Consider the following 14,052-nt stretch of genomic DNA (forward strand, 5'->3'; position numbering starts at 1 on the left):
CTTCCGAAAATGCCCACCGGGGATGCTTTCCGAAATCATTCCGGCCGGCGTGACGCCACCGCGCCATACCACATTAGAAAACATCCGCGGTAACCGAATAATTACTCCTCGGCATCGATTTTGTCGCCGCCGGAATCGTCGGTCGGAAAATAATCGATATTCGGCCCCGCATTTACGCATGCCCGGCCGGGGCCCGCGCCCCCGGCGAAGCCCGGTGCACCCTGCGTTGGAATTGACCAGCTAAAACGAGTCGAATATGGTCGGCGCCGACGGAAGGCGGCACCCGCGCAGCCCCCTTTTTTCGACTAATTCGCGCCACTTTGACCGGACAGGAATCGGCTACGTCACCATTTGGAAACAGCGCGGTGCGGCGCGGTGCGTGTCGCACCTGCGCTGCTAATAATCGTGGCGGTCGGCTAGACACCTCTGCGGGGGTACGGCTAATGCGGTTCTGCTGCACCACTTGATTGCGAAATACTGAGCGCTCATAAAGGAGTCGACTTGATGACGGTCTTTGATCGGTTCAACGTCAAAATGGTTGCCGGAGTGGGGTTGTGCGGGGCAGCGATGGCGTTGAGCCCGGAAGCGGCGGCCGCCCCCCTGAAAACCGGCGGTTATGCATGCGTCCAGGATCAGGCGGGTGACGCCGCGGCCCCGGCTGCGGACGGCGCACCCGCGGCCGGTGCGGCCGCCGGCGCGGCGGCCGCGGCCGGTGCGCCGGCGTGCGCTCCGCTCACCGACATGGCCGGTGTTCCGGTGATCGCGCCGGGGCCGGTGGTTCCGGTCGGCGCCCCGCTGATCGCGCTCGGGCCGCCGATACCGGCGGGCGCCCCGCTGCCGCTGGGTGCCCCGCTGCCGCTGGGTGCCCCGTTGCCGCTGGGTGCCCCGCTGCCGGTGGTCCCGGCCGGTGCCCCGCTGATCGCGCTCGGCCCGGCGTTGGCCGGGGCTCCCGTGGGTGGGGTCGCGGCCGCTCCCATCATCGACATGGCCGGGGCCAAGGACGCGCCGACCGGTCCGGCGCCGACCGGCGGCCCGGTTGCCGGTCAGCCGGCCCTGCCCGGCCCTTCGGGAGGCTGAGGCCGATCCCTTCCGACGCAAACGGACCCGCTGGTTGCGACCAGCGGGTCCGTTTTTTGGGCGCTTCCGGGTTTTCTGTGGGTCTGGTCTGGGCGTGATGGGCGCAGGGCGGCAGGATGTGCTGTGTGCGCGACACCGAGTTGTACCGCCATCTGCTGGGACTGGTAGCGCCGTGGGAGGTGCAACGGGTGGAGCTGTCGGCTCAGGAAGGTCGGGTGGACGTCTGGGTCGTGCATCCGGGCCGGACCCGGTTCGCCTGCCCGGACTGCGAGCGCGAGCTGTCGGTGTATGACCATGGCGAGGAACGGGCGTGGCGGCATCTGGACTCGTGTGCGTTTCTGACGTTCCTGCATGCCAGCCCGCCGCGGGTGGCCTGTCCCGAGCACGGGGTGCATCAGGTGCGGCTGCCGTGGGCCGAGCCGCATTCGCGGTTCACCATGTTGTTTGAGCGGCTGGCCATCGACGTGCTCGCCGCGTGCGACGTGGCGGCCGCGGCCGGGCTGCTGCGGGTCAGCTGGGACGAGGCGTGGCACCTGATGGACCGTGCGGTGGCCCGCGGCCTGGCCGCCAAACCGCTGGTGGCGCCGGCCCACGTCGGGGTCGATGAGAAGGCGGCCGGGAAGGGACAGGACTACATCACCGTGGTCAGTGACCTGGACGCGGGCACGGTGGACTACATCGCCGACGAACGCCGCCAGGCCAGCCTGGACGGCTACTTCGACCGGTTCACCCCCGAGCAGCTGGCCGGGATCGAGGCGGTGGCAATGGACATGTGGGAGCCGTTCGCCGCCTCGGTGCGCGCGCACCTGAGCGACGCCGAGAACAAGATCGTCTTCGACCGCTACCACCTGATGGGCTACCTGACCAAGGCCGTGGACACCGTGCGCAAGGCCGAGAACCGGGCGCTGGCCGCGGCCGGCGATAAGAGCCTGGCCGGCAGCAAGTACCTGTGGCTGTATTCGGCGGAGAACCTGCCCGACCGTCACCAAGACCGCTTCGCCACGCTGCGCTCCGGTGACCTGAAAACCGCTCGGGCATGGGCGATCAAGGAGAGTCTGCGGCACTTCTGGTCCTACCAGCGTCGCGGCTGGGCAGCCAAACACTTTAAGCGCTGGTACTTCTGGGCCACCCACTGCCGTCTCAAGCCGATCATCGACGCGGCCAAGACGTTGAAGCGCCACGAGGCGGGGCTGTTGTCCTACTTCGCCCACCGCATCACCAACGCCGGTGCCGAGGGCCTGAACTCACGCATCCAGGCCATCCGGGTTTCGGCCCGCGGCTACCGCAACCGCGAGCACTTCAAGACCGCGATCTACTTCCACCTCGGCGGGCTCCAGCTCTATCCGGCCATCCCATGACCCACGGAGTTCCCAGAAGAGCCGTTTTTTGTCGGGCATTCGGCGGCAACAAGAGGTTCCGCCCGCTCCCTGAAGCGCGCTATTCCTGCACGATGACGGGGTCACCGACGTGGACGGTGTTGTAGTACCACTCCGCGTCGGTCGGGCTCAGGCTGATGCAGCCGTGGCTGACGTTGTCCAGCCCGAGCGAGTTGATGGCCCACGGCGCCGAGTGAACGAAGAGGCCGCGGCTGGTGATGCGGACGGCGTAGTCAACCGGGATGCGGTAACCGTCGGGATCGTCGACGGGGATGCCGACGCTGCTCGAGTCCATGATCACCGAACGTTCCTTGGACAGAACGGTGTAGGAGCCGGTGGGCGTCGGGAACTCCGGCCTGCCCATCGAGGCCGGCAGCACGCCCTCCTGCCCCCAGTGGGGCCGGTGGTGCGGCGCCGGCAGCGGGGTCGGCGGATCGGCCTCGGCTCCGTCGATGCTCACGGTGAACGTGTGGTCCGAGATGCTGGCGACGCCGACGACGGCGGGACCGGTCTGGAAGTCCACGGCAAGCCCGCGCGGGCCGCCCACCGACAACGACACCGTGCTGTGCGCCGGCCAGTACCTGTTGGGAACCCACTGCACGACGTCGTTGTCGAGCCATTCGAACGTGCCGGTCCGCGCGGGCGATGAGGTGACGTCCACGGCGCGCTCGGCCGCGTGCCGCGCGGCCGAGCCGGTCACGGGCGCGCGGAAGGTCACTACGACCGGGTGCGCAATCCCCACCACCTCGCCACGGGTCGGCAGCACCGATGCGATGGCGAACCGGTCGGGCTGGGCGGCCGCCGCCTGGCTGACGCCGGCCGGCCCCGCAACCACGCTCGCAGCGACCCCGATGACCGTGAGAACACCCCGAACAGCCGTCCGCATGGCTCCAATTCCCTTGTAACTGACATCGTTGCAATAGTGATCGTAGGGGTGCCGTGGCGAGTGGAACCGCAAGGGCGCGTGAGCGATTCGGTCAAGGCTCAGTCACGTTTCGGCAACGGCGGATAGTTCAGCGCCGCGTGCGCAACCAGCGCAGCGCCGCGTCGGCGGCGTGGTACCCGCACAGTCCGTGGACACCGGCGCCCGGCGGCGTGGACTGCGAACACAGGTACACCCCCGGTACGCCGGTCGCATACGGGTTGACGGCGATCCGCGGGCGGAACAGGACCTGCAGCCCGTCGTTGGCGCCGCCGATGATGTCCCCGCCGACGAAGTTGGGGTTGTAGGCCTGAAGATCGGCGGTGCCCTTGCTGACGGTGGCGACGACGCGGTCGCGAAAGCCAGGGGCGAACCGCTCGATCTGCGCGACGACCGCGGCGGTGGCGTCGCCGTCGTAACCGAAGGGCACGTGCGCGTAGGCCCACACCGGGTTGAGGTTGCCGGCGCTGCGCGACGGGTCCGCCAGGTACTGCTGCCCCACGAGCACGAACGGGCGCCGTACCATCCTACCTTGTGCGCGTTGGCGTTCGGTGTCGGCGACCTCGGCGAACGAGCCGCCGAGATGGACGGTGCCGGCGCGCCCGCAGTCGGTGTTCGTCCACGGGATGTCGCCCTCGATGACGAAGTCGACCTTGAACGCCGATGCGCCCTCGCGGTAGCGCCGGTAGGAGCGCCCGATCCGGGCGGGCATGAGGTCGCCGTAGAGGTCGTAGGCCAGCGCGGGGCTCAGATCGAGCATGACGATGTCGGCGTCGGGGATGTCGCGGCGGACGGTGACGGTCACTCCGGTGGCCACGGAGCCGCCGTGCTCGGCCAGCGCGGCGGCCAGGGCGCGGGTAATCGCCCCGGATCCGCCTTCGGCCACGGGCCAGCCGTAGCGGTGCCCGCTGGCCAGGATCATCAGGCCCAGCGACGCGGTCAGCGGCCGGTCCAGCCGGGTGTAGACGTGCGCGGCGGTGCCGCCGAACAGCGCGCGCGCCTGTTCGGTGCGGAACCAGCGGGCCATCGTGGTGGCGGGCAGCAGCGCGCGCGGCCCGAAACCGGCCAGCCGCAGCGGGTGTCGCGGGACGTTGAGCACCGGGCGGAGCAGATCCTCGGCCAGCGCGTCGAACCCCGCCGCGAGGTCTCCGACGGCACGCCGCCACCGCGTCGCGTCGGGCCCCATGCCGCCCGTGGTCCGATCGATCGACCGGTACAGCACGCCGGCCGTGCCGTCGTCGAGCGGGTGGGCGCAGTCGACCTCGGGCCACTTCCACACCAGCCCGTGGCGCCCCAGGTCGATCTCCTGCCAGAACGGGGACCCGACGCCGAGCGGGTGGAACGCCGAGCAGTGGTCGTGGACGACCCCGGGCACCGTCAGCTCCCCCGAGCGCGCTCCCCCGCCGACGCTGTCACGGGCCTCGAGCACCTGCACGTCGACACCGTGCCGGGCCAGATGGATCGCTGCGGCCAGGCCGTTCGGCCCGGCCCCGACGACGACGGCCCGGGTCATCGGTTGGCACGCCGGGCCGTCACGTGGACCGGATAGTCGTCACCGGGCTCCGGCCACGGCTGGCGGGTCAGCATGTCCGCGACGTCGACATAGCCCTCTTCGATCAGGCCGGCCTTGGCGTCGACGATGCGATATCCCTGCCGCTGGGCCTGGATCGGCTGGCTTTCCAGGATGATCACCCGCACGTCGCCGTCCTCGAATCGGCAGCGCCGCTGCACGGCGGCGAGCAACTGCTCGTTGTGCAGGTGGCCCTCCCCGAAATTCCAGCCGATCAGCGGCCCGGCCATGATCTCCCCGTCCCGCAGGCGATAGTCCGCCTCGTCGGCCCCGCACAGGGCGCGGGGAACCAGGCCGTTGAGCGTTCGCCCGTGGGTGTGCATCGACCGCCATGCCATCAGCTTGTCGATCATCAGTTCGGAGGTTTCCGGACCATAGAGGCGGGCAAGCTGATTCGGGGGCAGGGCCGACGCCTTGGTGATGCTCGCCTCGATCTTGTCCTCGGCGCCGGTGCGCAGGCACCAGGTGCTGGTCGCCCAGTTCCCGGCGTAGTAGCGCATCGCGGGCAGGAACGAGATCTGTTCGGGGAAAAGGTTTCCCACGATCGGCACCACCGCCAGCGCCGCGATCATGATGGCCAGCAGCAACGGCGAGCGCAGGCCCAACGCCGTCACCCCGGCGTAGTGCCCGAACAGGTAGATCAGCGAGAAGATGAAGAACACGTTCCATTCCAACGGGACTCCCATCGGAATGGTCGAGGTGATGTTGAGGTGGAACAGCACCATGAACCCGATGAGAAACCAGGCCCAGCGATGGCCGTCGGCGAAGAAGACCAACACCAGGGGCACCAGGAACTCGGCGGTGGTGCCGCCGACGTGGGCCATGACCTTCGGCACCCACGAGGGGCGCAGGTCGTCGACGGGGTCGAGGTAGAGCCTGCGCTTGAACCAGTTGAACGCCCTGCTGCGCAGCAGCGGGCTGTTGCTCATCATGACCGCCACCACGTAGGGGAAGTGGTGGTTGAGTTTGGAGGTCGCCGCCCCCCACCACAGCGCGAGCATGATGATCTTGAAGGCGGCGATCTGGTCGGTGAAGCCGAAGAAGAACACCAGCAGCGTCAGCCCGTAGTGCTCGCCGCGCGCGGCCAGGAAGACGGTCTTGTCGCGCAGTCCCAGCAGGGCCAGCGCGACGATCGCGGGCAGCACCCGCACGGGATCGATCAGGCCAATGTCGTTGGAGGGGGTGACCGGCCCGCCGGTCCCCGGCGCGAGCAGGGCCCACACCCCCGACCCCAGCACGATGACGTAGAGCGCCACGTCGACGACGGCGCGGTTGTCGCCGGCGGTCAAGGGCACCTTGCCCGGCCAGGGCGGCAGCCGGATCGTGTTGGGCCGCAACCAATATAGAAAGCCACCGAACGGCGGCCAGAAGCGCGCGGTCAGCGGCCCCGACCCGCAGCCCAGGCCGAGGATCTCGAACAGCAGCGTGAAGACGACCACCTTCTGGTACACGATCGGCTGGGTCCACCAGCCGGCAACGCGCCCGAGCCCGCCCAGCCCCGGGGTCAGAGAGATCACCGCGGCGGCACCGGCGACATAGAGCGCGACCTTGACGACGTAGAACAGGTACACCGCATACGGGGAGCCGAAACCGTGCTCGACCCAGTGCCGGGCCATGATCTGGCGCCGCTCGGCCCGCGGCCGGCTGGGCCAGGTTGCGGGGTCGACGTCGGGAAACTCCGGTGTCATGAAGCCCATCGGCCGACTACGCCTACCGGACGGCGAACCGCACCTGCGCACCGCCGGGGACGCCGCCCGGGTCCTGACGCGGGAAGCGCCGCCGCAGGTTCTGAATCAGATCTTCGAGAGTCCGCCGGTCCTCTTCGGCGTGGGCCATCCGCCGCAAGCCGTAGGAGCATTCGGCGTCGCCGCCGTTCTGGGCGGCGGCGACCGCCTTGCGATATTGCTCGATCCGGTGGTCGACGAGGCGCCGGCGCTGCATCAGCAGCCCCAGAAAGTACTCGGCCTGGCGGCGGTCGGCCGTCTCGACCGCCGCGGCGACGGATTCGTCGGGAGTCACCCCGGTGGTGCGGACCCGCTCGGGCGTGTCAGTCATGCCGGCGAGGTCCATTCCGTCCCTCTCAACTGGGAGTTTACCGTCGGGCGTGCGTAACAATAGCGCGCCGGATACGACCGGCACCATACGTGTGGACGACAAGATACCGCCGCCGCTACGCCCGCCGCGGCGGAATCCGCCGGAAAATGCGGAGGAAACTGCCCGACACCCGGCCCGTTACGATCGAGGAAATCACCGTGGCAGCAACCCCAGGAGCGACGTGACCGACGACAGCGCGGATACCGGCGACATCGACAGGTGGGATCCCGGACTGACGCAGCGCGTCATGGGCGTCATGCGCCCGGTGCTCAAGACGTACTTCCGCTGCCAGGTGCTCGGGCTGGACTCGTTCCCGCCCGGCGGGGCGTTGGTGGTCGGCAACCATTCCGGCGGCATGTTCCCGATGGACGTCCCGATCTTCAGCGCCGACTTCTACGCGAAGTTCGGGTACGACCGGCCCGTCTACACGCTGAGCCACGACATCCTCATGACGGGGCCCAGCGGGCAGTTCTTGCGGCGCACCGGCTACATCCGGGCCAGCCGGGAGAACGCGGCCCGCGCCCTGCGCTCCGGCGGTGTCGTGATCGTGTTTCCCGGCGGCGACTACGACGCCTACCGGCCCACCTTCTCGGAGAACGTCATCGACTTCAACGGCCGCAAGGGCTACGTGCGCACGGCGGTCGAGGCCGGGGTGCCCATCGTGCCCGCGGTGTCGGTCGGCGGGCAGGAGACCCAGCTCTACCTGTCCCGCGGCACCTGGCTGGCCGAGCGGCTCGGGGTGAAGCGCCTGCTGCGCAGCGCCATCCTGCCGCTGTCGTTCGGCTTCCCGTTCGGCCTGAGCGCCGTGATCCCGCCCAACGTGCCACTGCCCACCAAGATCGTGACGCGGGTGCTGGAGCCGATCGACATCGCGGCGCGCTTCGGTGAGGACCCCGACGTCGACGAGGTCGACGAGTACGTGCGCTCGGTCATGCAGCAGGGTCTCGACGAGCTCGCCGCCAAACGCCGTTTCCCGATCCTGGGCTGAGCCGTGGCTTCTCTCATCGGGCGCATCGACCAGACCCTCGGCCTCATCGCCACCCTGCGCCGCGCCGGATTGCTCGCGCCGATGCGGCCCGACCGCTACCTGAAGATCGCCGCCGCCATGAGCCGCGAAGGCTTGGGCATGACGGTGGGCTTCGCCGGCGCGGCGCAGCGCTGCCCGGACCGCCCCGGCCTGATCGACGAGCTCGGCACGCTCACGTGGCGGCAGCTCGACGAGCGGATCAACGCGTTCGCCGCGGCGCTGCAGGGCCTGCCCTCGGGCCAGCCGAAGGTGGTCGGGGTCATGTGCCGCAACCACCGCGGCTTCGTCGAGGCGGTGGTGGCCGTCAACCGGATCGGCTCCGACGTCGTGCTGCTCAACACGTCGTTCGCCGGGCCGGCGCTGGCCGATGTGGTCAACCGCGAGGGCGTCGACGCGGTCGTCTACGACGAGGAGTTCACCGAGACGGTGGACCGCGCGCTGGCCGACCGGCCGGACGCCACACGCATCGTGGCCTGGACCGAGGGACAGCACGGCCTGACGGTCGAGGGGCTCGCCGCCGAGCACGCCGGGCAGCAGCCCCGCCGCACCGGCGGCAAGGGCCGGATGATCCTGCTCACCTCCGGTACCACCGGAACGCCCAAGGGCGCCAACCAGACCGGCGGCAACGCCGGGGTGGGCACGCTCAAGGCGATCCTGGACCGCACGCCGTGGCGCGCCGAGGAGACGGTCGTAATCGTGGCGCCGATGTTCCACGCCTGGGGCTTTTCGCAGCTGATCTTCGCCGCGTCGATGGCCTGCACGGTGGTCACCCGGCGCAAGTTCGACCCGGAGGCCACCCTCGAGCTGGTCGACCGCCACCGGGCGACGGGCCTGGCGGTGGTGCCTGTGATGTTCGACCGCATCATGGAGCTGCCCGACGAGGTACGAAACCGCTACAGCGGCAAGTCGTTACGGTTCGCGGCGGCATCGGGGTCGCGGATGCGCCCCGACGTCGTCACGGCGTTCATGGACGAGTTCGGCGACGTGATCTACAACAACTACAACGCCACCGAGGCGGGCATGATCGCCACCGCCACCCCGCAGGACCTGCGCGCCGCGCCCGACACCGCCGGCCGGGCCGCGGGCGGAACCGAGATCCGGATCCTGGACTCCGAATTCAACGAACTGCCCACCGGCGAGGTGGGCACCATCTACGTGCGCAACGACACCCAGTTCGAGGGCTACACCTCGGGCACCACGAAAGACTTCCACGCCGGGTTCATGTCGTCGGGCGACGTCGGATACCTCGACGCCGCCGGACGGCTGTTCGTCGTGGGCCGCGACGACGAGATGATCGTCTCCGGCGGCGAGAACGTCTACCCCATCGAGGTGGAGACGGCCCTGGCCGCACATCCCGGCGTGGCCGAGGCCGCGGTGATCGGCATCGACGACAAGGAGTACGGGCAGCGGCTGGCCGCATTCGTGGTGCTGAACCCCGGCGAGTCGGCGACCTCCGACGACCTCAAGCAACACGTCCGCGAGAACCTGGCCAACTACAAGGTTCCCCGCGAGATCGCGATCGTCGAGGAACTCCCCCGCGGCAGCACCGGCAAGATCCTGCGCAACGAACTGCGGGCGAAGGTCACCGGCTCGTGAGGTTCGGGCTGACCGGGCGGCTGTGCCGCCCGCGGCCCCTGGCCCGGGCCGCGCTGGAATTGGCCAACGCCGCCAACGGCTTCCGGCCGCTGGCCCGCAAGGGTTACAGCACCGTTCTGGTGTTCTGGTTCGGCTGGCCGACCTCGGAGGTGCCGGGCCTTTACTTCTCGGCCTCCCTGGTGGATGCGCTGCGCCGCGGCCGGCGCGGCGACTTCGCCGGGCCCCGGGGCCGGGCGGCGCTCGTCCTGACGGTCGCGTCGTGGGCGATCCTGGGGGCGATCCGCTACCGCGGCGTCACCACCCCCGGCCCCGTGCTCGAGGCCGGGCTGCGCGAACAACTCGGCCCCGACTACGCCAACGACATCCTCGACCTCCCGGCGGCCTTCACCCGCCGCGGGCGCCGGATCCTGCCGCTGGCCAACACCGTCGCGCGCCGTCGCTACGTCGAGAAGACCAACGTGGTGCGCTACGGCCCGCACGGCCGCGCGAACCTCGCCGACGTCTGGCGGCGCCGCGACCTGCCGCGCGACGGCAAGGCACCGGTGCTGCTGCAGGTGCCCGGCGGGGCCTGGGTGATCGGGATGCGCCGCCCGCAGGCTTACCCGCTGATGAGCCACCTGGCCGCCCGCGGCTGGGTGTGCGTGTCGATCGGCTACCGGGTGTCCCCGCGGCACACTTGGCCCGACCATATCGTCGACGTCAAACGCGCGCTGGCGTGGGTGAAGGAGAACATCGCCGACTACGGAGGCGACCCCGACTTCGTCGCGATCACCGGCGGGTCCGCGGGCGGTCACCTGTGTTCGCTGGCCGCGCTGACCGCGGGCGACCCCCAATACCAGCCGGGCTTCGAGGACGCCGACACCTCGGTGGTCGCCGCGGTTCCGGTGTACGGGCGCTACGACTGGTACTCCACCGAGGGCGACGGGCGTCGCGAATTCATACGCCTGCTCGAGAAGTTCGTCGTCAAAAGGGAATTCGCTTCGCACCGGCACCTCTACGTCGACGCCTCGCCGATCCGGCGGCTGCGCGCCGACGCGCCGCCGTTCTTCGTCCTGCACGGCCGCGACGACTCGCTCATCCCGGTCGGCGAGGCGCAGGAATTCGTCGACGAACTGCGCGCGGTGTCCAAGTCGCCGGTCGCCTACGCCGAATTGCCCGGCGCCCAGCACGCTTTCGACATCTTCTCGTCGCCGCGGGCGCACCAATCCGCCGAGGCGGTGGCACGGTTTTTGTCCTGGGTCTACGCCACTACCCATCCGGACCGCGGCTAGCCGAAAAATCAGCCTGGAGCCGCGTCACCGGCGTCGATGACCACCATACCCATCGACACCGCCTTCATCGGCTCCTGCACCAACGCATGACCGCGGTCGACCCGGGGATGCAGATGCGGTGACTCCGTCGGCCCCGCAAACTGCTTCTCGACGGACTGGACGACATCGGCGACAATCTGCGCCACCGCAACGCCATCGACGCCTACCGCACCGGCGACCGACACCTGCGCAGCCGCCTTCTCCAGCCCGGTCAGCGCCGACGCGATGCCGTCGGCCATCTCGTCGATGTCGTTGGCCACCTCTGGCGTCGTCACGCGCCGAAGTCGAGGTAGTCCGTGTAGGAGAAACAGGTGACGTTCAAGGCGACGTCCAGCACCGGCGGACCGGGCGGAACCAGCGAATCCAGCTTCGCGCCGGCCAGGTACAGCGCTCACGGCGGCCCCGTCACGTTGGACACGACCAGGTTGATGGGGCCCGGTTTTCGCGACAGCCCGCTGGCGGTGTAAGCCCGCGCGGCCAGCTGCAGCCCGGGCGGGGTGGTCCCGGTCAGCCCCGTGATCTGATGCGCCGACAGCGCCTCGGCCCGAGGCGATCGATGCGCTCAGGACGTTCCCTTGTTTTTCACAGCAGGTCCCCCGTTTAGCACGTCGGTGCCGTGGGCAACCGCGACTGAAGTGTCATCCGCTTCAGGAGGAGGACCGGGATTGAATGCATCGACTCATTCGGGTCGTCAGCGCTCCGAGGGCCAGTGGGCGTCGGCAGGTCGGGCGCCGCTTAATGACAACGAGCAGTTCAAACACGACGACGCGCCGCTCAATGTGCGTGACCGCATCCTGAACACCTACGCTGCGGCGGGGTTCGACAGCATCGACAAGACCGATCTGCGGGGCCGGTTCCGCTGGATGGGTTTGTACACCCAGAGGGAACAAGGGTATGACGGCTCGTGGACCGGTGACGAGAACATCGACGTGATTGAGAGCCGCAACTTCATGATGCGGGTCCGCTCGGACGGTAAGGCGTGGTCGGCCGCCGCGGTGGCCGCCCTGGGGGAGATTTCCACAGAGTTCGCCCGCGATACCGCCGATATCGGGGATCGGGAAAATCTGCAGATTCATTGGGTGCAGATCGAAGACGTTCCCGAGATCTGGCGTCGGTTGGAGACGGTGGGCCTGTCGACCATCGAGGCGTGTGGGGATTGTCCGCGTGGCTTCCACGGGTCGCCTCTGGCTGGTGAGTCTGTCGATGAGGTGCTCGACGCGACCCCCGCGATCGACGAGATCGTCCGGCGGTTTTTGGATAACCCGGAGTACGCGAATCTGCCGCGTAAATACAAGACCGCGATTTCGGGTTTGCAGGACGTCTCACACGAAACCCACGATGTGGCGTTTATCGGGGTTGACCACCCTGAGCACGGCCCGGGGACGGACTTGTGGGTCGGTGGCGGGTTGTCCACCAATCCGATGCTCGCCCAGCGATTAGGGGCCTGGGTCCCGCTGGACGAGGTGCCCGATGTGTGGGAGGCGGTGACTGCGCTGTTTCGTGACTATGGTTACCGTCGGCTGCGTTCCAAGGCGCGAATGAAGTTTCTGGTCAAGGACTGGGGTGTGGAGAAATTCCGACACATCCTGCAAACCGAGTACCTGCACCGCTCGCTTCGTGACGGCCCGGCCCCCGAGCCGCCGGCTTTCCCGATCGACCATGTCGGTGTACAGCGGCAAAAAAACGGCCACAATGCGATCGGGGTCGCCCCGATCGCCGGACGGGTTTCTGGCACCATCTTGTCGGCGGTGGCCGATCTGATGGGGAAAGCCGGCTCGGACCGGGCCCGGTTGAGTCCATATCAGAAATTGATCGTGCTCGATGTGCCCGACGACAAACTTGACGACACACTGGCCGGCCTCGACGCCGTGGGCCTGCCGCGGCAGCCGTCACGCTGGCGGAAAAATCTGATGGCCTGCAGTGGGATTGAATTCTGCAAATTGTCTTTCACCGAGACACGGGTCCGAGCCCAAACCTTGGTCCCCGAACTGGAGCGCCGTCTGGCCGATCTCAACAGCGCGCTGGACGTGCCGATCAGCGTGCACCTCAACGGGTGCCCGAATTCGTGCGCCCGGGTGCAGATCGCCGACATCGGCTTCAAGGGCCAAATGGTCGACGACGGTCACGGCGGGGCGGTGGAAGGCTTTCAGGTGCATCTCGGCGGCAGCGTTGGCGCGGGTGCCGAGTTCGGGCGAAAGCTGCGCCAGCACAAGGTTTTCAGCACCGATCTCGGTGACTATATCGACCGCGTGGTGCGCAACTTCGTCGATCAGCGTCAGGACGGCGAACGATTCGCGCAGTGGGCTATGCGCGCCGACGAAGAGGATCTGCGATGAGTCAACACACCGACAGCTGGACCGAGGACCAGTTGCGCGACCTGGCCGCCCGCGGCGCGGCCGAACTTGACGGCGCCGACGCGACCGACCTGCTGCGCTGGACGGACGCGCAGTTCGGCGAGCATTACGTCGTCGCGTCGAACATGCAGGACGCGGTGCTCATCGACCTGGCCGCCGCCGTGCGCCCGGGTGTGCCGGTGCTCTACATCGACACCGGCAACGAATTCAGCGAAACCCTCGGCATGCGTGACGCGGTCGCGGCCAGCTACGACGTGCGGATGCTGACCATCGGTCCCGAACCGTCGGTGCTGGCTCTGGGAACGAGCCTGTGCCACACCGATCCCGACGAGTGCTGCCGGTTGCGCAAGGTCGTCCCGTTGACCAAAGCACTGTCCGAACACGGATTTCGCGCCTGGGTGACCGGGCTCCGGCGGGTCGACGCGCCCACTCGCGCCGACGCCCCGCTGATCAGCTTCGACGAGACGTTCGGGTTGCTCAAGGTTAATCCGTTGGCCGCCTGGACCGATGACGACATGCAGCGCTATATCACGGAACACAAGGTGCTGGTCAATCCCCTTATGGAAGAGGGCTACACGTCGATCGGGTGCGCACCGAACACCACGAAGCCGGCGCCGGGCGCCGACAAACGTAGCGGACGTTGGCAGGGATTGAACAAGACCGAGTGCGGGCTACACGTCCCGAAAGCACCGTGAATCACCGTCGTCGAAGGGAAATTCGGTGGTG

Annotated in this window: 11 protein-coding genes and 1 pseudogene; 7 read left to right on the forward strand and 5 right to left on the reverse strand. The window is 68.6% G+C overall.

What is annotated here, in order from left to right; genetic code table 11:
- Nucleotides 1-504 precede the first annotated feature (504 nt).
- Both AB8998_RS18140 and AB8998_RS18145 read left to right on the forward strand, forming a co-directional pair.
- Entirely contained in the window at nt 505-1,077 is a 573-nt protein-coding gene (locus AB8998_RS18140) for a hypothetical protein (protein ID WP_369739146.1), read from the forward strand.
- A gap of 125 nt (nt 1,078-1,202) precedes the next feature.
- Nucleotides 1,203-2,435 (forward strand): ISL3 family transposase, encoded by a 1,233-nt coding sequence (locus tag AB8998_RS18145; protein WP_369736917.1) that lies wholly within the window; start codon nt 1,203-1,205, stop codon nt 2,433-2,435.
- Nucleotides 2,436-2,514: 79 nt separating this feature from the next.
- Here AB8998_RS18145 and AB8998_RS18150 read toward each other — a convergent pair whose 3' ends face one another.
- The 4 genes from AB8998_RS18150 to AB8998_RS18165 all read right to left on the reverse strand — a co-directional run bounded on the left by AB8998_RS18150 (nt 2,515) and on the right by AB8998_RS18165 (nt 7,000).
- On the reverse strand, nt 2,515-3,339 hold the full coding sequence (locus AB8998_RS18150) for a L,D-transpeptidase (protein WP_369739147.1): 825 nt from the start codon (nt 3,337-3,339) through the stop codon (nt 2,515-2,517).
- Nucleotides 3,340-3,466: 127 nt separating this feature from the next.
- Nucleotides 3,467-4,888: a phytoene desaturase family protein gene (locus AB8998_RS18155; RefSeq protein ID WP_369739148.1), complete on the reverse strand. Its 1,422-nt coding sequence runs from the start codon at nt 4,886-4,888 to the stop codon at nt 3,467-3,469.
- Nucleotides 4,885-6,642, reverse strand: a complete 1,758-nt coding sequence (locus AB8998_RS18160) for a DUF3556 domain-containing protein (RefSeq protein WP_369739149.1) — start codon at nt 6,640-6,642, stop codon at nt 4,885-4,887. The genes AB8998_RS18155 and AB8998_RS18160 overlap by 4 nt, the downstream gene beginning before the upstream one ends.
- A gap of 13 nt (nt 6,643-6,655) precedes the next feature.
- Nucleotides 6,656-7,000 carry a hypothetical protein gene (locus tag AB8998_RS18165; protein ID WP_369739150.1) on the reverse strand — a complete coding sequence of 115 codons (345 nt, stop codon included), beginning with the start codon at nt 6,998-7,000 and terminating at the stop codon, nt 6,656-6,658.
- A 286-nt stretch (nt 7,001-7,286) separates the two neighbouring features.
- Here AB8998_RS18165 and AB8998_RS18170 point away from each other — a divergent pair, with 286 nt between their 5' ends.
- From AB8998_RS18170 to AB8998_RS18180, 3 genes are read left to right on the forward strand one after another with little or no spacing between them, the layout of a single operon-like run.
- Entirely contained in the window at nt 7,287-8,027 is a 741-nt protein-coding gene (locus AB8998_RS18170; protein ID WP_369741637.1) for a lysophospholipid acyltransferase family protein, read from the forward strand.
- Nucleotides 8,028-8,042: 15 nt separating this feature from the next.
- Nucleotides 8,043-9,662: an acyl-CoA ligase FadD12 gene (gene fadD12, locus AB8998_RS18175; RefSeq protein ID WP_369741638.1), complete on the forward strand. Its 1,620-nt coding sequence runs from the start codon at nt 8,043-8,045 to the stop codon at nt 9,660-9,662.
- Nucleotides 9,663-9,670: 8 nt separating this feature from the next.
- Nucleotides 9,671-10,933, forward strand: coding sequence for an alpha/beta hydrolase (locus tag AB8998_RS18180; protein WP_369741639.1), 1,263 nt, complete (start codon nt 9,671-9,673; stop codon nt 10,931-10,933).
- A gap of 230 nt (nt 10,934-11,163) precedes the next feature.
- On the opposite strand, the pseudogene AB8998_RS18185 reads toward AB8998_RS18180, so the two are convergent.
- Nucleotides 11,164-11,516: pseudogene (locus tag AB8998_RS18185) on the reverse strand (WS/DGAT domain-containing protein); the annotation flags it as partial.
- A gap of 121 nt (nt 11,517-11,637) precedes the next feature.
- On the opposite strand from AB8998_RS18185, the gene AB8998_RS18190 reads away from it, so the two are divergent.
- Together AB8998_RS18190 and AB8998_RS18195 are read left to right on the forward strand one after the other, a co-directional pair.
- A complete protein-coding gene (locus AB8998_RS18190; RefSeq protein ID WP_369739151.1) occupies nt 11,638-13,308 on the forward strand; it encodes a nitrite/sulfite reductase in 1,671 nt (556 codons plus the stop codon).
- Nucleotides 13,305-14,021: a phosphoadenylyl-sulfate reductase gene (locus AB8998_RS18195; protein ID WP_369739152.1), complete on the forward strand. Its 717-nt coding sequence runs from the start codon at nt 13,305-13,307 to the stop codon at nt 14,019-14,021. Before AB8998_RS18190 ends, AB8998_RS18195 begins: the two co-directional genes overlap by 4 nt.
- Nucleotides 14,022-14,052: the final 31 nt, after the last annotated feature.

It is taken from the genome of Mycobacterium sp. HUMS_12744610 (assembly GCF_041206865.1).
In the GTDB taxonomy this organism is placed as follows: domain Bacteria; phylum Actinomycetota; class Actinomycetes; order Mycobacteriales; family Mycobacteriaceae; genus Mycobacterium; species Mycobacterium servetii.

What these genes read in the sequence shown, in the direction of transcription:
- AB8998_RS18140 (WP_369739146.1), top strand. Translation starts at nt 505, where the DNA reads ATGACGGTCTTTGATCGGTTCAACGTCAAAATGGTTGCCGGAGTGGGG.
- AB8998_RS18150 (WP_369739147.1), bottom strand. Translation starts at nt 3,339, where the DNA reads ATGCGGACGGCTGTTCGGGGTGTTCTCACGGTCATCGGGGTCGCTGCG.
- AB8998_RS18155 (WP_369739148.1), bottom strand. Translation starts at nt 4,888, where the DNA reads ATGACCCGGGCCGTCGTCGTCGGGGCCGGGCCGAACGGCCTGGCCGCA.
- AB8998_RS18160 (WP_369739149.1), bottom strand. Translation starts at nt 6,642, where the DNA reads ATGGGCTTCATGACACCGGAGTTTCCCGACGTCGACCCCGCAACCTGG.
- AB8998_RS18165 (WP_369739150.1), bottom strand. Translation starts at nt 7,000, where the DNA reads ATGACTGACACGCCCGAGCGGGTCCGCACCACCGGGGTGACTCCCGAC.
- AB8998_RS18170 (WP_369741637.1), top strand. Translation starts at nt 7,287, where the DNA reads ATGGGCGTCATGCGCCCGGTGCTCAAGACGTACTTCCGCTGCCAGGTG.
- AB8998_RS18195 (WP_369739152.1), top strand. Translation starts at nt 13,305, where the DNA reads ATGAGTCAACACACCGACAGCTGGACCGAGGACCAGTTGCGCGACCTG.